Origin of the sequence: Flavobacterium urumqiense (genome assembly GCF_900108015.1) — a bacterium.
In the GTDB taxonomy this organism is placed as follows: Bacteria; Bacteroidota; Bacteroidia; order Flavobacteriales; family Flavobacteriaceae; genus Flavobacterium; species Flavobacterium urumqiense.
The window spans coordinates 188,545-207,024 of sequence record NZ_FNVP01000001.1; the positions used below are offsets into that span (position 1 = coordinate 188,545).

At 31.6% G+C, this 18,480-nt stretch carries 14 protein-coding genes and 5 pseudogenes; 3 read left to right on the plus strand and 16 right to left on the minus strand.

Annotation, left to right across the window (positions count from 1 at the left end; translation table 11 throughout):
- The first annotated feature begins 35 nt into the window (after nt 1-35).
- Nucleotides 36-2,096, plus strand: coding sequence for a tetratricopeptide repeat protein (locus C4S35_RS00790; protein WP_103998346.1), 2,061 nt, complete (start codon nt 36-38; stop codon nt 2,094-2,096).
- Between the two features lie 137 nt (nt 2,097-2,233).
- On the opposite strand, the pseudogene C4S35_RS00795 reads toward C4S35_RS00790, so the two are convergent.
- From C4S35_RS00795 to ruvC, 15 genes and pseudogenes are all read right to left on the minus strand, one after another.
- Nucleotides 2,234-2,437 (minus strand): annotated as a pseudogene (locus C4S35_RS00795) (IS982 family transposase); the annotation flags it as partial.
- A gap of 310 nt (nt 2,438-2,747) precedes the next feature.
- Nucleotides 2,748-5,861, minus strand: a complete 3,114-nt coding sequence (locus tag C4S35_RS00800) for an ice-binding family protein (RefSeq protein WP_103998347.1) — start codon at nt 5,859-5,861, stop codon at nt 2,748-2,750.
- A 126-nt stretch (nt 5,862-5,987) separates the two neighbouring features.
- Nucleotides 5,988-6,695 carry a LytR/AlgR family response regulator transcription factor gene (locus C4S35_RS00805; RefSeq protein WP_103998348.1) on the minus strand — a complete coding sequence of 236 codons (708 nt, stop codon included), beginning with the start codon at nt 6,693-6,695 and terminating at the stop codon, nt 5,988-5,990.
- Between the two features lie 13 nt (nt 6,696-6,708).
- Entirely contained in the window at nt 6,709-7,026 is a 318-nt protein-coding gene (locus C4S35_RS00810) for a histidine kinase (protein ID WP_103998349.1), read from the minus strand.
- Nucleotides 7,008-7,139, minus strand: a pseudogene (locus tag C4S35_RS16285) (ATP-binding protein); the annotation flags it as partial. The pseudogene C4S35_RS16285 and the gene C4S35_RS00810, both read right to left, overlap by 19 nt.
- Nucleotides 7,140-7,423: 284 nt before the next feature.
- On the minus strand, nt 7,424-7,771 hold the full coding sequence (locus C4S35_RS15890) for an FIST C-terminal domain-containing protein (protein WP_244175167.1): 348 nt from the start codon (nt 7,769-7,771) through the stop codon (nt 7,424-7,426).
- A 3-nt stretch (nt 7,772-7,774) separates the two neighbouring features.
- A complete protein-coding gene (locus C4S35_RS16240; protein WP_341865116.1) occupies nt 7,775-8,050 on the minus strand; it encodes an FIST N-terminal domain-containing protein in 276 nt (91 codons plus the stop codon).
- 269 nt (nt 8,051-8,319) lie between these two features.
- A complete protein-coding gene (locus C4S35_RS00820) occupies nt 8,320-11,004 on the minus strand; it encodes a PAS domain S-box protein (protein ID WP_103998350.1) in 2,685 nt (894 codons plus the stop codon).
- A 6-nt stretch (nt 11,005-11,010) separates the two neighbouring features.
- Nucleotides 11,011-11,553: a heme NO-binding domain-containing protein gene (locus C4S35_RS00825; protein ID WP_103998351.1), complete on the minus strand. Its 543-nt coding sequence runs from the start codon at nt 11,551-11,553 to the stop codon at nt 11,011-11,013.
- Nucleotides 11,554-11,555: 2 nt separating this feature from the next.
- A complete protein-coding gene (locus C4S35_RS00830; protein ID WP_103998352.1) occupies nt 11,556-11,969 on the minus strand; it encodes a response regulator in 414 nt (137 codons plus the stop codon).
- A 126-nt stretch (nt 11,970-12,095) separates the two neighbouring features.
- A pseudogene (locus C4S35_RS00835) lies at nt 12,096-12,407 on the minus strand (MmcQ/YjbR family DNA-binding protein).
- Nucleotides 12,408-12,510: 103 nt separating this feature from the next.
- Entirely contained in the window at nt 12,511-13,293 is a 783-nt protein-coding gene (locus C4S35_RS00840; RefSeq protein WP_103998353.1) for a cyclase family protein, read from the minus strand.
- Between the two features lie 97 nt (nt 13,294-13,390).
- Nucleotides 13,391-14,524: a radical SAM family heme chaperone HemW gene (hemW, locus tag C4S35_RS00845; RefSeq protein ID WP_103998354.1), complete on the minus strand. Its 1,134-nt coding sequence runs from the start codon at nt 14,522-14,524 to the stop codon at nt 13,391-13,393.
- A 52-nt stretch (nt 14,525-14,576) separates the two neighbouring features.
- A pseudogene (locus C4S35_RS00850) lies at nt 14,577-14,948 on the minus strand (four helix bundle protein).
- Between the two features lie 118 nt (nt 14,949-15,066).
- The gene (ruvC, locus tag C4S35_RS00855; RefSeq protein WP_103998355.1) at nt 15,067-15,621 is read right to left on the minus strand and encodes a crossover junction endodeoxyribonuclease RuvC; all 555 of its coding nucleotides are present in this window, start codon (nt 15,619-15,621) and stop codon (nt 15,067-15,069) included.
- A gap of 55 nt (nt 15,622-15,676) precedes the next feature.
- Here ruvC and C4S35_RS00860 point away from each other — a divergent pair, with 55 nt between their 5' ends.
- Entirely contained in the window at nt 15,677-16,651 is a 975-nt protein-coding gene (locus tag C4S35_RS00860; protein WP_103998356.1) for a hypothetical protein, read from the plus strand.
- Nucleotides 16,652-16,658: 7 nt separating this feature from the next.
- A complete protein-coding gene (locus C4S35_RS00865) occupies nt 16,659-17,774 on the plus strand; it encodes a glycosyltransferase family 2 protein (RefSeq protein WP_103998357.1) in 1,116 nt (371 codons plus the stop codon).
- Here the strand turns inward: C4S35_RS00865 and C4S35_RS00870 are convergent.
- Nucleotides 17,767-18,480 (minus strand): annotated as a pseudogene (locus tag C4S35_RS00870) (DUF4184 family protein). The gene C4S35_RS00865 and the pseudogene C4S35_RS00870 sit on opposite strands and share 8 nt — an antisense overlap.

Genomic DNA, 18,480 nt, shown 5'->3' on the forward strand with positions numbered 1-18,480 from the left:
TAACTTGCGCTGAAATTATTAAAGAATAATACCGAATGAAATTATTAAAAAAATTAGTTTTTATTATCTTGATTTGTTGCGGTTTTATCAGTAGCGCTCAAGATATGAATAGAGGTTTTAGCCATCTTGAAAAAGGAGAATTTGACAAAGCCGAGATGTTTTTTGAAGATATTTTAAAATCCTATCCCCAAAACAAGACAGCACAACTTTGTTATGCCAGAGCAATTGGTCTAAACAGTCAACCCGAAAAAGCTTTAACTCTTTTTATCAATCTAAAAAAAGAATATCCTGGTGATTTAGAAATCGAATTGAATTATGCAGAATCCTTACTTTGGAACAAAAAATTTGTTGAAGCTAAAGCATTCTACAGCCTTTTGGTTCAAAAAAACACAACTAATTTTGTGGCCCATCTTGGCTATGCAAATACGCTCTCTAATTTAAAAGAATTCAAAGAGGCACTATTTTATGTAAATCGAGCTTTAGAAATTTCTCCCGCAAACCCTGGGGCATTAGTTTCCAGAAAATATATAAAATTAGGATATGCCAATCATAAAGTAAATGAAAAATTATATAGCGAAGCCGAAACCTTTTATGATGAAATTTTAATCGATTTCCCAAATGATAAAGAAACACTCTTAAACAAAGCCAATTTATTTCTAATTACTAAGAATATTGCTGAAGGAAAAAAAAACTATTCTCTTATTGCAAAAAATGACCCAATAGTTGCATTAAATGGGTTATCATTGATTGAACATATAGATGGAAAAGACAAAAAAGCTTTAACTTTAGTTGAAGAAGCAACCCAAAAAGCCAAAAGCAGCACCGATGCAAATTTAATTAAACAAACGCAGGAACGCTATGTACAGGCTTTGATTTGGAATAAAAAATACAAACTGGCTGAACAAAAAATAAGTGAATTAAACACTAAATATGCTAATGAAAATTGGTTGCTGGCCCTATCCGCAACTTTAGCTATTTACCGAAGTGATTTTAAAGAAAGTATCAAATATTACTCTGCTATATTAGGAAATGATTCGAAATCTTTTGATGGAAATCTTGGAATTGCTAATGCATACTATGCATCTGGCGAAGTGTCTAATTCATTAAATGCTGTTACTAAAACCTTGGAAATTTTCAAAAATCAAAATGATGCCGAAAACTTCTTGAAAAAAATAAAGGAAGAGCATACTCCAACTTTAGAAGAGAAACTTAGCTATTCCTTTGACAATGGTAATAACACGGCAATTAGTTCTCGAACTAATATAATTTTTCCCTTATCTACAAAATGGTCCATAAATACAACCTATCAATATAGAAAAACCGGTAATAAAATAACTAATGTTAAAGCAAATACAAATGATGTGCTAATAGGAGTTGGATATAAGTTTCATCCAAAAATTAATTTTAATTTGGAAGCGGGTATTACATCAGCGAATTCGACAGCCGTTAAATACACACAATCTTTGATTAACCTTTATTTCAAAACAAAACCATTTAAATTGCAAGATTTAGAAATAGGATACAAACGTGATTTACAAAATTTCAATACCGATTTAATTGACAAACAGATTGCAACAAACAATTATTATTTGAATTACAATATTGGCAGTAACTTTAATTTAGGTTGGTTTACTCAGTATTTTTACACCACTCAAACAGACAATAATACTAGAAACTTATTATTCACCTCCCTGTATTATAATTTCATGTCGCAGCCCGTTTTAAAAGGCGGATTTAATTATCAATTCATCTCTTTTAAAGATCAGGTGCCCACCGTTTATTTTAGTCCCAAGAAATTTAATGCTTTTGAAATCTTTATTGATTTTTTAAAGGACGAAAAAACAGCAGTAAATAAAAGCTGGTTTTATAATGTAAATGCCGCGGTAGGATATCAATTTATAGAAGATAATGACAAGCAACTTACTTACAGAATTCAAGCTCGTTTTGGCTACAAATTCTCTGATCGATTATTAGCCAATATTTATGGAGGACGAAGTAATATAGCTTCTGTATCTGTTGCTGGATTTACCTACACCGAAATGGGACTTCGCTTAAAATGGAATTTATTTGACAAACCTGTTTTCAAATTACAATAATCATATATTACCAAACTATTTTAAACCAAAAAGAGGTTGCCAATTTAGGTAATCTCTTTTTTTTTGCAATACTTAAAATTGCTAAAAGTCACATAATTATTTCATCGTTAATAATTAAAATAACTTGTTAGGAGTAATTAATTTATTTGTGTTTTAATATTATTTATTGGCCTGTCAAAAATGAATTTATTGATAAATGGTTCTAAAGTTAACGCGGTTATTCTATCCAAAATTCTAGTTTTAAAGCCCCGAAAAAACCTTGCAAAATTTCTTCTGATCATAAATTAGTCACACAATTAAGAGACTAAAGTTTCTATACGTTTTCTTGATTTTCTAAAAACTAAACTAATAGAAACTACCACTAAATTAAATTTTTTTTCTATCAACTCCAGATTTTTTTCTTAATTACAATTCAAAGAATTTTTAACCTGAAAAACTCTAAATTATTTTTTTACTAAATTTGACATTGTTAGTGGTTGATGAAAAAAATTTACTTCAAAGAATTACACCCAGTGGTTTTGGTAGAAGATTTCTAAACACTATTTACAACCATGCAATCTCGTTTTTTGTAATTAATAAAGCAATAACCTAAAATTATTGACCAAAAAAAAGCGACCCAGTTGGATCGCTTCGCAGTTCGTTGTGGCATTCTTAGTTAATCATAAATTTGGTTTGTAATGTTTCATTTTCTTTTGTTTTGACAATTAATAGGTACAACCCTTTGCCTAAATTATCTAATGGTACTTGTATTTCATTATTAGATGGTATCGTTTTATACTCTTTTGTGATCAGAATTCTTCCAGAAATATCCATCACTTTTACACTTGCACTTTGTGTTATTTTAGGTAAGACTAGCGTAGTAAAAAGTTGGCATGGATTAGGATAATTGTACATATTCTTACCAAATTCATTTGCAAAACCAACAGTGCTTAAAGAACCTGCATTTTTAAAAGCTAAGTGCGATACATTGATCTCAAAAGGTTGAAAACCGCTATAATTTCCTTGGACAGAGAAAACAAGTCCTTTAATTTTTTCGTTATTGTATTTTTGCCCTTTTGGATTACTAAACTTATTAAAAAGAACATTCATCTCTGAAATAGTTGAATTTGCCGAAATCTGAAAACGTAATCTATCATTCCAGTCTGTTGTATTATCTGTTACCAGAATTACCTCAACAGGCAATGAATTTTGAATTTTAAAACCTATTGCAGTAAATCCATTTGCATCAAAAACTAATTCTCCTGGAAGAATATTTCTAAATAAATTCATGGTCCCATAAACAGTTCCACTAACAGCAGCATTTCGTTCTATTGCATATTGGTCGCTCGCAATAGCAGTATTTACGCTACTATCAATTTTAAATGATGAAATTGTAGTTTCTAGTTTAGAATAATCCAATCCCCACGGACCGTCTGCTAAATACAATGCATCTATTTGGGCTGATTTATTTCCTAATACAGAGAAACCAATATCAAATATACCGCCTAAGTCTGTTATTACATCTTGTTCGTAAGAACCTGATAAGTTTATGTTTTGAGATACAAACTCTGTTGCCGCTAATTCAGTTGTTTTTTTATTTCCTTCGAAAAGCACCTTTGAAGCACCCGTTTTATTAATTAAAGAAAGATGCAATTGACCATTTTTATAAAATCCTTTTTTTACAAAAACACTTGGAATTCTGTTACTAACTACATCGGCGCTAACAATTCCTTTTGAAGTAAATTTTGCCAAAATACTATTAGCAATGCTACTTACCTGTCCCATCGAAGAACCCCAAATTTGAAAATTAAGATAATCCCCAGACGGATACTGAGCTAAATTCCAGTAACTATGTAATTTATTTTCTGTAGGTAATTGTTGCATAGAAAAATTCAAGGCATATTCAACTAATCCATTGGCTCTTTTTAATTTTACCATTATGATTTCATAACCATTTAGATTAACCGTTCTAATATCCTCTAGAGAAGAACTATTTAAACGATCACAAATCGCTTTTGAATGACTGTAAATACCTCCAATTGTTTCTGTTGCTAATACTGCTGCAACACGACTAGCGCCTTGATAGTAATCGACTGAATATACTTGTTTTGCATTTGTGATTCCCAGTAAATCTTTTGGACTTGAAACATAAGTTGTTTCAGTTCCATACATTCCGGTAATAGGAAGTAAACTTGCAAAATCTGTTACTGTTGTTTTACCAGTTAAATTAGCAACCGCAAAAAATTTCTTTTGCAACTCTTTTTTATCAGCAAAGCTATTTGATTTTATTCTATTAAAGTTTCTTTTAGCGATAAGTGTCGCTAAATCTCCATTGCTCTCTAAACCTCCATTATTAGCCGAAGAAACATCAGTGGCACTGCTTACATCCGCAACATTATTGGTATCGAAAGATTCAAATGGAGCTGCTGAAACGTAAAAAACAGCGTCATTGAAATCGTTGTCACAAGAAGAATTATCTCTTCTTATATCCTCGAATCCTAGAATTATTCTTTGATTTTCTGCGTCTTTCAAGAGTACGTTATGTTGTCTTAAATTTGAGTGGGCCTCTGGATTAAAATTTGGATTAGAAAATAATCTCGACAATCCATCAGTCACATGAGTATCATCCCATCCATTAGCCAAAAGTACCCATCCTATTCCTGTTCCTGCATCAAAATTTCCAATTTTGACTTTGTTTCCAGTCAATAAACTACCACCGCTTCCCGCAGCTGAAACATTAGGAAAAACAATTGTAATGTCAGTTGCACTTGGAGCTACCGTTGGGGGATTATTAATATCGTAGGTATAAAATCCTAAAACATTTTTATATGCTGTATCTTCGGAAACAAATGTTACCCATACATCCGCATTTTTTTTTAACAGTAGCTCCGTATCATATTCAGAAAAAAGATATTGAGGATTATACGTTGGAACAGGATAATTTTCTGGCAAAGAATTTTTAATTAGATTAATTGATTCTGTGCTGACAATATCGCTTGTAGCAAAATACTGTGGTGTACCATCTGTAGTGTAGTTGCCTAAAAAATTATAAGACGAACTCGCTGGAGAAATTGTCGCTTTTGTTTCATAAACGGAAACGGCCCCAACATTTGAATATAAGCTTCCGTTTAATGTACTGCCTGCTCCCATAGAAACAGCTCCATCATATCCTATTAAGATACCATTCATTGTAGTTCCTGCACCCATAGCAACTGCTCCGTTTGCAAGCCAAATAACATTTGCAGCTACCGCACCATTCGTCAAAATAATAGCTGTATTGGCAGCTGCTGAAAGAGCTCCTCCTATTTTAAAAATAAATAAAGCGTTTGGATTTCCGCGAGCATCTAATGTAAGAGATCCAATAATAGATGCGGCTGCTCCTGCAGAATAAACGCCTGGGACAAGAGTTTCTCCATTTCCATAAATAGTGCTGTGATTCGTGATTGTTGCCACTGTATTTTGAAGTTGAACGCAGGCTGCATTTAAATCTGAAGCAGCTTGTGCGGTAACTGTATTGACATTTTCTATTGTTCCGTCTATAGTTGTAGGTGATTCAAAACCGGAGATCGCACCAATATTTGCTCCAACTTTTCCTTTTAAAGTAGAAGTGCCCGTGTTTGATATTGCGCCATTTCCAGAAAAAAGGACAAATTTACCAGCTGTTCCAAAACTAGGCTTGGTTTGAGCATTTACTTTACTTTCAAATCCAAAAATCAATAAAAAAGAAATAAAACCAATAAAACCTAAAAATAAATTTTTATTTTTATATTGTGTAGAGTTCATCATGTATTTTGCCTTTAAAATATCTAAAATTATTTTCCGCAATTACTGAATTAAATCTAAGTTAAATTTATTTATCAGTTTATTTCGCAGTATCTATAGTTCAAATACAAATTTGTGACGACGAACTGATTACAACAAATTTAATCTCTTCATTAATTCTGGTCTATTGGCGCGACTTACAGGAATCACATCCTTTGCTATTAGCACACTGTTATCCTTAATATCGATAATTTTATTGGTATTAATTATAAAGGAGCGATGTACTTTTAAAAATAAATCTTTAGATAATTTATCTTCAATTTTTTTAAGGGTAGAGTGAACAATATAATTTTTATTTTCTGTTTTTATATGGATATAATCTCCTTTGGCTTCTACTATATTTATGGATGCTATGTCTATTTTTATCAGTCTACGATCGATATTAATGTAAAATTCATTTACGTTGTCCTCGATTATTGGTTTTATTTCTGTTGCTTTGAAAGTGTTTTTATTAGAACTTGCTTTTTGAATTGCTTTTTGAAAACGATCTTCAGTAATAGGCTTTACTAAATAATCTACTATACATTCATACTCAAAAGCTTCGAAAGCAAAATTTTTGTCGGAGGTAACTAAAATTACTTTCGGAGGATTTTTTAAACTTTGGATAAAATCAAAGCCCGTAAAATCAGGCATATGAATGTCTAAAAAAATTAAATCAACCTCATTATGATTCAAGAATTTTATAGCCTGAATGGCATTGGGAAATTCTTGAATTAGTTTAAGTTCCTGATATAGACTGATCTTCTGAGTCATAATCGCTCTCGCCATCTCTTCGTCATCAATAATAATGCAATTCATACGGTAAGCGTTGTTACAAACAGTTTACAAACTCTTGCATGATTTTTAAAATATTTTTAAAATCAGCATCCAGATTTGTTGAGTTATTTTTTAGATTAACTTCATATTCTTCAGCAATATAATAACTTTTTTCTAAACCAAGTATAGATATTTTATGTTTTAGTTTATGAACTAACTGCGAAGCCTGGTAAAAATTGGCGTTTCCCATTTGTTCTGAGTAGTCTTTTACTTCCTTTGGAAGTTCATTTTTAAGAATACCAATTAATTTCGTTTTGAATTCAAGATTATCTCCTGACAATTCATCTATATAGTTTAGATTAGGATGTTCCATCGTTTTTTTGCTATTGTAAAATAAAAAGTTATACCTATCCCTTGTTGACTTTCGAGCCAAATTTATCCGTTGTAAAAATCTATAATTTTTTTAACAATAGAAAGCCCTATCCCTTAATTTTTGATTGGCAGCAAAAAGTTCATCAGAACTAATTTTCATTGCATTTTGCAGCAAAAATATCTGATTTTCATAATTTTCAAAGGAATTACTAATTAAATTAAAAAAATATCTAAATCATTCAGCCCTGCTTTACGTTTATTATCAATTTCTCTTTTTAATAATGAATTCATTATTCGCTAATTAGAGTTAGGGTCATCGTTTGATTGTGAAGTTCACAAGAAATGCCTTCATTAAAAGGCGCAATCTCACCGTAGGAATAAAATCCTTTCACAGGAATTTATTCCCTAATAACCTCCAGAACTTGCTTAAATCCCTCTTCTACTCTTTGGTTCATTGCTAATTTTCTTTGTACACAACTTACTAAGATTGCTAATTCCGGATTATTTTTCCTGTTTTTAATTGCAAATTCAGCTGCTGTTTTTGCTCCTTCCGCTATTTCGTCCAAAGATGCCATCATCAATTGAACTTTTGAATTCTTTGGCACATCACCTGCTAAAATGATGGATCGATTATCATTATTAATATTCAAAATAGTTCTTACCACAGGTTCTTTTTTTCCCTCCTCAGTTACATTTAATGGAAATAATAAAGAAGCTTGTGGTAATGCACTTGCATTATCTCCCAAGTATTATTTATACAAGTTAAGTGCTGGCTGTCCAGCAATTTCGTAAAGAATTTTTGAATCTAATTTTGTAATAATTCTCACTGGTCCAAATGGAATCCAACCGCCGAAACTCGAGTAAATTATTTCTAGTGTTTCGCCATAAAAACCTATTAAAACGACTTCACCTACTTTTGGATTTTCTTTGTAAGATGCAACTTTTTTTTCAAATCTTGCATTACCACGACACGGTGCAACCGTTATAGAAACTTGAAAATCAACATCGATTTCTAAGCCTCTTATTAAGAACTTTCAATTACGAAACTTCCTTCAGACAAAACAAATAAGTGTTTTAGTTCTCTTTTGGAATTTCATTAAACAGTACTTCCTCTACTGTTTTAGCATTTTTATCGTTGTCTAGAATATTTTGTCTTTCAACTAGAAAAGAACTTTTTTCAAATTCTATAGCTATTCCCAAAAACTAAAATCAAACGGTTTTTTAATATTGATTTTTCCTGTAGATATTTCCATTCTTGATCTTTAAATTTCGAAGCCTAAATAATTTTCATAATCTACTTATTAAGTTTGAGAAAAAAGGTTGAACCTTCTCCTAATTCACTCTCAATCCAAATCTCACCATTATAAGTGTCGATTACTTTCTTAACAATAGCAAGGCCCAACCCTGTTGAATCCTCACTTTTTGTATAAGCTTGAAAAGTATTAAATATTTTTTTGTGATGTTCTTTTGCAATTCCAACACCATTATCTTTGACAGAAAAAACATAATGATTATCAAATTCTTCCGAAGTTATTTCGACTAAACCAGTTTCTCTTTCAATATAATTAACGGCATTCCCTATGATATTCTGAAATAATTGATGAATTCTATAACGATCCGCTTTTATTACTGGCAATTTGTTTTTTATTGTTATCGTGATATGTTTTGGAATATGAATAATATCAACGATACTTTGTATAATTTGGTGCGTGTTTACATTTTCTTTAACCATCTCCTCTTTATCAATTTTTGAATAGGTCAATATCCCTTCAATTAAATGATCCATTTTTTCTACTTTATTTTCAATCATAGAAAAATATTTTAAGGTTTGATCACTAAATTCTCTATCACTATCCTCTTTTATCCATGAAATCAAAGAATGAATACTTCGTAAAGGCGATTTTAAGTCATGTGAAACTATTTGGGCATAATCTTCCAGTTCTTTGTTAGTTTTTGCTAAACTCTCTAGTAATTCTTCCCTTTGATTTTCTAATAATTTTTTGTCGGAAATATTTTCTTCTATAGAAAAAAACCGAACTATCTCTCCCTTTTTATTATATAAAGCCTGCCCTTGAATTTTTACCCAATATTTTTCACCTGATTTGGAATAATTTAAAATCTCACATTTAAAGGGTTGCCCTTTACTAATTTGATTTTTTAAGTAATCAGTGGTTTCAGGATCTGTTTCTACTCCTTGTAAAAGGAACTGTGGATTAACTCCAACTAATTCTTTTTTAGTGTAGCCCGAAATTTTTTCAAAACTGGAATTAACCCACTCAATCCTACCCTCTACATCAGAAATTACAACTGAATTTATATTTTTTTCAGCAATTAGGGAGAGTAAATAGAGCCTTTCTTCCTGCTCTTTTTGTTCCGTTATGTCTAGATGAATACCTATTGAACCAATAATTTTTCCATTAATATTATAATTTGGTGCGCCACTTATTAACCAATGCCTTTTTTCTCCTTTTTTGTTTTTTACTTGTACCTCATAAGAATCTGTCACCCCTCGAGTTCGCAATTCATTTTTATTTTCAATAAGCACTTTATTTTCTTCGGATAGAAATGTACTTGATGCATTTTTTCCAATTAGCTCCGCTGAAGTATAACCGCTAATTTCACAAAAACTATGATTTGCTAAAGTGATCCTATCGTTTTCATCAACCTCAATTAAGCCCAAGTTCATATTAGCAATAATATTGCTGTATTTCTCTTTTTCGTTTCGTACTAGTTCTTCATGTTTTCTTTTTATCGTAATATCAACGTAGGACCTAAGATTACCTTTATAAATACCATCTCTAAAAACTGGAATATAACTTCTTTCAAAAAATCTACCGTCAACAAGCTCTAATTCTTCATTATAAACTGGTTCATTGCTTTTGAATATTTTATTTAATCTTTCGACATATAAATCAGGATTTTTAAACAATCGTTTTGAGTCCTCTACAGAATTAGAACAGTCTATCCCAATAAAATTATCCGGATCGCCTTCAAAATCAAACATGGTACAGAATTTTTTATTTGCAAGTAAAAGCTTTCTATTTTCATCTTCTAAAATTATACCCGTTTGAAGATTAACAATAAATAATGAAAGTCTGTTTTCGGATTCAACTAATTTAAAATTAGAATTCTTTTTTTCAGTTATATCTTCAATCATTGCAAAATACTGAATCACATTTCCTACTGAATCCAGAATTGGCTGGCCTTTTGTTTTAGTCCAAAAATAACTTTTATCTTTTCGGCCGTGAATCAACTCTACATCAAACATTTCCCCTTTAAAAAATAGACCAGTCATTTTCTTTAAATCTTCCTTATTTGTATACTCGCATTTACCAACCTCAATAAGCGTTCTTCCAATTACTTCCCCTTTAGAAAAACCTGTCAATTTTAAATAAGCATCATTACACCAAAAAATCACACCATCAGGTTTTGTAAAAACAACTCCATTTTCATTAGCACTTGCAACAAGTGAAAGCCTGTTTAACTCGTCCTGATCATTTTTTAAATCTTTTTTTTGATTATTAATTTTAATTAATAATTCTTTTAATTCTTGGGTAGTTATTTCCTGCGTCTTTAAAACGTGAAGAAGATCTATAAGTGGGTCGTGAAAAGCGAAATCATGAATTGTTAATTTTCTTTCGCTAACTTGATTTACAGAGATAAACCAAGGAGATCCTACAAATAAAATGCAGTCGTTGTGCTCCTGAAATTGGCCTCTTAAATCAACCGTATCAGAAGTTGTCCGCAAAATGACTAATTGATCAAAAATCGATTTTATTCCATCAAAAGTTGGATTTTCAACAAAGTGTGTTTTAACTTCAAAAGTGGAAGAAAAATCATCATTTAATTTAACTGATGGAAAAGTCTTAGCTAAACTTTTACCAAATCCTTTTATTTTTAAATTAGAATCAATTAGAATGTAAAAAGGAAATAACTTATTGAAACTATCTTCGTCAAAATTAAATCTTAAATTTTCCATGCTTTTTTACCAAATTATATTAAAAATTTCATGTGAGCCACCTTCGTTTCTAGTTTGAATTAAATTAATTTTAACGGGAGTTTGGTACATTATTCCTAATCCCTGAAGAAGTCCACGCAGAAAGTCTTGAAGCCCCTCTCTTTTTGAAAAATAATGCAAATTAATGCTGTTTTCTGTAATATCACTAATTCTGAATTCTGGCGGAGTAAGTTTTGGATAAATCAGCATTATTCGATTATGAAAAAGGGGTAAGTTTATTAAAAATTCTTTCAAATTATTTCCACCCGCTTCCATTAATCCACCATATTTATCTTTTGTTGTTTTTAAAACCCACCATTCTCCAAAAGCTATTAAAACGGCACTCAATGTCATGCCTGTCTCTTCAGAAACTGCCTGAGCTAATTTAAAAGTGATAGCATCATCATAGGGCTCACTGCTTATAAAATAATCTATATCAATTCCACTACGCTGTAAAATCGCCTCCCATTTATCCGCACCAAAATGGACTGTAACTAATTCTTCAATTGCTTTATTTACAATTCCGTACATTTTTATTGCGATATTAACTCATTATAACTCCAATATTCTATTAGTGCTTTTATTCTGTCAATGTAATCATCATATTTAAGAGGTTTCAATAAATAACCCGCAATGCCAATTTTGTAACATTCCAAAACATCTTTTCGATTATTTGATGTCGTCAAAATTATCGCAGGTATATACTTTAAATATTCATCTGCTTTTAAGATGGTTAAAAATTCCATTCCGTTAATTTTTGGCATATTCAAATCTAAGATTATTATATCGGGGATAATTTCTTTAACCTTCAGAATAGTTAATGCTTCTTCTCCATTGTTAGCTTCAACAATTTTATGTTTAACATTTAAGGTACTCAAAACTCGATTGAATTTCATTACCTCAATTACATCATCTTCAATTAATAAAATATTTAGTAATTTGCCCATTTGTCTCTATATGAATTGTAATTGCTAAATGTAGATAGATTTCAGGTAAAACAACTCCATTTTTCGATAAAAATTTAATTAATATAACAGAGCAATTATAAAGTCTAGAGGAATGAATTCGCTTTTTTAAAGCTCCAATTGTATTTTCGTACTTAAACTTTTAAATACTAATTCATAAGAATGATCCACTAATTTCTTAATCCGTACCTCCTGAACGGATTTGTTAATCACAATTGTATTCCAATGAATTTTGCTCCTCTGAAACCCAGTCTTAATAGCATCATATTGCGCACGCAATTCTTGATCACGATCTGGATTGCATTTCAAATTATCTGCTGGCTTGTCTTATTTTCATTGGTTTAAAGATGATAATGCAAACATTTTTCCACCAACTTTAAAAAATAAAGTATCTTCATCAAAAGGAAAATGTTCTGTCAATCCTTTTTTAGAAAGACAATATTCGTACTATATTTCTAAATTCATAAAATGATTTTTGATTTGAGAATAGTAATTCTTGCTATTTGATACAAATCTGCATTCATTACTTCGCGTTCAAAAATCTTAAATTATAAAGAACGGGTTTACTCGGACTTGCATCATTCTCAAACGAAGCAATTTGCAGATTCAACAAATAGCTTCCGTCTTCTGCTTCATTCGGAACAAAAATCATTTCTGTAATTGTAGATTCTAATCTTGCATCTGCATTCAAAACAGTAACGTCATTTACATTCCAAAATGCTTTATGTGCCAATAATTTTCCCTCATCATATTCTTTATCTACACTTGGCAAATCAATCAGTAAATGTTGTATTCCACTTTCGCGAATGAATAACGCGGCATCTTCTTTTAGATAAGGCGGATTCGTATTTGAATATTTTTTGGATAATTTAGCATTCCTATTTGGCAAGGTCCTAATGACAATAGCTTCTGGATTTTTACCATTCAACCCTTTTTCAATCTGACTTTTAGTAATCACTAAATCTTCGCCTTGCAATTCCGGTTGAATTGAAACCAATTCTGCCAAAAAGAAAAACTGTTTTAACGACTGATTTATGCTGTAAAATTCTCTTGTAATATGCCCCAGACATTCGGTGTGCGTTCCATGTCCGTGTGGATTGAAGAAAATATTATTGAAATTAGTAGAAGATCTTCCTTCCGAAACTTTCCCTATCCAATCCCCAAAAATAACGGGTTCTATGACTGGTTTCTCGATATACCAAGCAATTGGATTTTCATCGGTATTCGTTAACGGAATCGAAATATCAATAGGTTTTGATAAATCGACTTCAATGGCTTGGTTTTTATGCTGGATTGTTGCTAACACAAATTATTTTTTATGCCGCTAAGGCGTTAAGGCGCAAAGTTCCAAATCAAACTTTACTTATTTCTTTGTGCCTTTGTGTCTTTGTGGCGGATTTTAACTATTCCAAATTTAAGTAAAATAAATCTGATGCAATTCCATCTGTCAAAAATTTTCCTTTCGGTGTTGGTTTCAAGATATTGTTTTCGATAAAAACTAAATCATCATTAAGGAATTTCTGAGTCTGTTTGTTCAAATATTCCAAATATTTGCTTCCGAATTCCCTCTCAATTCTATCTAAAGAAACGCCCCAAATCGTTCGTAAACCAGTCATAATATATTCGTTATAACGATCCGTAATCGAAAGGATTTCTATTTCGTTTGGTAGTTTATTTTCTTGAATTGATTTTAAATAAAGAGAATTGTTAGAAATATTCCAGCTTCTGGAAACGCCATCATAACTGTGCGCCGAAGGACCAATTCCTATGTATTTTTTCCCCAACCAGTACGCCGAATTGTTTTTAGAGAAGTAATTTTCTTTTCCAAAATTCGATAATTCATAATGGATAAATCCATTCGCTTCGAGTGCTTCGACCAAAATAGCAAAATGCTCTTGGGCAACTTCATCTTTAGGTGCGACAATTTTTCCCGTTTGAATGAGTTTATTTAAAGCTGTTTTGGGTTCTACCGTCAAAGCATAACTCGAAATGTGCGGAATTCCGAAAGACAATGCTGTTTCTATATTTTGCTTCCATTTCTCATTGCTCATTCCCGGAATTCCATATATCAAATCAAGGGAAATATTGTCGAAATACTTGGTGGCTACTTCAAGGCATTTTTTGGCTTCCGCCGAATTATGAGCCCTATTCATAAGCTGTAAATCGTCTTCAAAGAAAGACTGGATTCCAATGCTTAACCTGTTGATTTTACTTTTAGACAATTCAATTATCCGTTCACTTGACAAATCATCAGGATTCGCTTCAAGCGTGATTTCAGGATTTTCTGAAACGGAATAGCTATTATAAACTGCAGCAATCAGAAAATTAATCTCTTCAGAAGTTAAAACCGAAGGCGTTCCTCCACCGAAATAAATGGTTTCTACCGTTTCGCTTTTAAACTCGCTTTTGCGCATTTCAATTTCTTTGGCAATAGCCAAAACCATCTCCTCTTTCTTCTTCATCGAAGTCGAAAAATGAAAATCGCAGTAATGACATGCCTGCTTGCAAAATGGGATATGGATGTAGATTCCGCTCATTAATTTAGTGTTGTGTGTTCAGCTTTTCAGTGTTTAGTAGCAGATACAAAAATTATTCATTTTTAACTCCAAATTTCTCCCGTTTCAATATCATATAATTAATTAGTTTTCCGATTTTTAAACTTTCAGAAATTAGTTCTTGATAAATAGTTTCTGAAATATATTTACAGGAAAATGCGAATTCTAGTCGTACTTGTGTTTCTGAATTTTCCCCATCAGAATCACTCAAATTACTTTAAAAAAGTTTAGGGTAAATCCTCTTTATATATAATTCAGCCTTTATAACGGGAACACTTCTTCAAGAAAGTCGCATTTGACCTGTCAATGAATAGGTTTCTTCCTTTGGAAACGATTTTGTTATTTCAAAAATCTTCATTGCTAATGCAAATGATTTTTTATACGCCAATAAATCTTGAAATATCATATCTACATTTTTAAAACTCAATACTCAAATTTAATTAAAACTACTGAACATTAAAAATATGAAAACTGACTACTTTCCATACCCAACACGACTGAATACTAAAAAAACTGATTATTGATCACTTTTTTATTCGTTCTGCATTATTCTTCACAAAAGCATCCCAACCGGTATAACTTTTCTCACCCACCACTTTTCCTGAATTAAAAAAATGACAAACCGCTGCTGCCAAACCATCGGTACTATCTAGGTTTTTAGGTAATTCTTTCAGTCCTAAAAGTTGTTGCAGCATTTTAGCGACTTGTTCCTTGCTGGCATTTCCGTTTCCCGTAATTGCCATTTTTATCTTCTTGGGTTCGTATTCCGTAATAGGAATATCTCTCGAAAGTCCCGCTGCCATAGCTACACCTTGTGCGCGTCCTAACTTCAACATTGATTGTACATTTTTTCCAAAGAAAGGAGCTTCAATAGCAATTTCGTCTGGATTGTGGGTGTCGATTAACTCGATAGTACGTTCAAAAATGATTTTCAGTTTTTGATAATGATTATCATATTTGGACAATTGCAATTCATTCAATTGCAAAAACTCCATTTTTTTATTGACAATTTTGATCAATCCAAAACCCATAATTGTTGTTCCGGGGTCAATTCCTAATATGATGCGTTCGTTTGCCAATGATTTAGTTTAAAGTTTAAAGTCTAAAAGTTTAAAGTTTTGTTACTTTGCACCAATGATTTCAATTCCACACAAAACTAAACAATTCCTTGTACTTCTAATCAAACTTTTGATTGTAGGTGGCGCCTTTTATTTTATTTACGATCAATTGGCGAATAACAACAAACTTGATTGGCAAAAATTTATTGTTCTATTCAAGAAAAACCAATCGGTTAGCGGAATTGCCTTTCTTTTATTTCTTAGTGTTTTGAATCGATTTTTTGAAATCTTGAAATGGCAGAATTTGGTTGGGTTTATCCATAAAATTTCGTTGGGCGAAGCAACCAAACAGGTTCTTGGTGCACTGACTGCCGGACTGTTTACACCAAACGGCCTCGGCGAATATGCCGGAAAAGCACTTTTTTTCGAGAAAAATGAAACTAAAAAAGTTATTTTTTTAAACCTGATTTGCAACGGAATCCAAATGATTTTGACTGTTATTTTTGGGGTTTTTGGTTTATTGTATTTCAATCAACAATACAATGTGATTACCACAAAAACCGTTATAATTATTTTTGGGATTTGTTTTTTGGCATTTGGAATCTTATTTTCTTTGAAAAAAATAAATATTAAAGGCTATTCCATCGAAAGGTTGATCGATAAGATTAACGAAATTCCAAAACCCATTCATCAAAAAAATATCTTTTTGGCGATTTGTCGTTTTCTGGTTTTCTCGCACCAATATTACTTTTTGTTTCTGGCTTTTGATGTTGACTTGCCTTATTTAACAGCCATTTCCACGATTACAAGCGTTTATTTTCTGGCTTCCTCCTTGCCTACTTTTCAGTTTTTGGATTTTGCCGTAAAAGGAAGTGTAGCCGTTTATTTCTTTGGAATTATTGGCGTAAACGAATGGATTGTGATTTTTATAACCACCCTTATGTGGTTTCTGAATGTCGTTTTACCAGCACTAATTGGCAGTTATTATGTGTTGAATTTTAAAATCCTCGCCCCAACCCTCTCCAAAGGAGGGGAAGACGAAACTTTATAAAATAATCATGATTACAATTGTTTTACACATCATAATCCTCTCTTATTGCTTGGCGATAATTGCACTGATTTATGGTTTTACCAAAGTAAATACTATTAATTACATTGGCTTACAGCCAAAAACAAAATTTTCGATTATAGTTCCTTTTCGTAATGAAGCCGAAAATCTACCGGTTTTATTAGACAGTTTATCCAAGTTGGATTATCCGATGGAATTATTTGAAGTGATTTTAGTGGATGATTTTTCTAAAGAAGAGTTTAAAGTTCAAAGCTTAAAGTTTAAAGTTTCGAGCATAAATAATATTAGAGTATCAAACTCCCCGAAGAAAGATGCAATTGTAACCGCGATGCAAATCGTAAATACCGATTGGATCATCACTACAGATGCTGATTGTGTAGTCAATAAAAACTGGTTACTGACGTTGGATAATTACATTCAGCTTCATAATGTTTCGATGATTGCCGGCGCAGTAACGTATGATTGCAACAATTCGTTTTTGCATCAGTTTCAGCAATTGGATTTAGCAAGTTTACAAGGCGCTACGATTGGAAGTTTTGGTATTAAGAAAGGATTTATGTGTAATGGTGCCAACTTTGCTTATACAAAATCATTTTTTCAAAAACTGAATGGTTTCGAGGGAAATGATGGTATCGCCAGTGGTGACGATGTTTTCCTGCTGCAGAAAGCCGTGCGCTACCGAAACTTCGGGACTGAAAAAACCCATTATTTGAAGTCTAAAAATAACATTGTTATCACAAAACCATTGAATGATTGGAAATCTTTATTCTATCAAAGAGTACGCTGGGCATCGAAAACAAGTTCGTATCAAAGTTCTTTTGGAAAAGGATTGGGAATATTGGTTTTTATGGGAAATTTAAGTTTAGTTCTAGGTCTTGCATTTTCGGTATTGGGCTTATTTTCATTCTTAAATATCCTTTCGTTATTCGCACTGAAGTTTGGCATTGACAGTGTTTTAATTTACAAAACGCATCATTTTTTGAATAAAAACAAAATCCACTATTTGATCATAAGCAGTTTAATCTATCCTTTTTTTAGTGTTAGTGTTGCCTTCTATTCGCTGTATGGAAAATACGAATGGAAAGGGAGAAGCTTTACTAATTAGTTTTTGTATTTCTAAAAATCAATCCTGTAAATGTAATTGCAAGTACCAATGGAGAAATAATACTCACTACAGCATTCCCAATTTTATTCAATTGCGTTCCAAAATAAAAGCGAACAGCAATTAAAACCACTGCAAAAAGAATAGAAAGGAACCAATAATTAAAATCAATTATTTTGATGTTTTTATTTTTTTCTGCTAGTTTATAAATATAGAATAAAATCCAGCTTAAGCCAATTATAGAACTTGCATGCTGTGCAATTTTAAACAAAGGAACGGTAAACACTTCTAAATTAAAAACAGAAAATCGTTGCACCATATAACCATCCCAATGCGTCATTGAGTCCCATAAAATATGTGACACAGCCCCTACAAAAAAGGAAATCAAAACAGTTAAAACAGCACTTTTAAAATACGTTCCCCAATTGAAATCCTTTAATTCCTGCAATTTGTTTTGAAGAAAAAGAGGTGAATTTTCTATGAGAGGACGTTTTATAATTTCATGAAAAACGAACATAACTATAAAACCTAAAGGAAAATCAATTAGAAATATTCCTGAAAGCGTATCACTGATTTCGCTTTACATTTTCATTCTGAAAAAATATTCAAAATCAGGAGACATAGAACCAATTATCAAAGCAGTTGCTGACAATTTTTTATTTTTTAAAAATGGTAAAATAATAGCTGGATGTGAAAACGTAAATGGCAT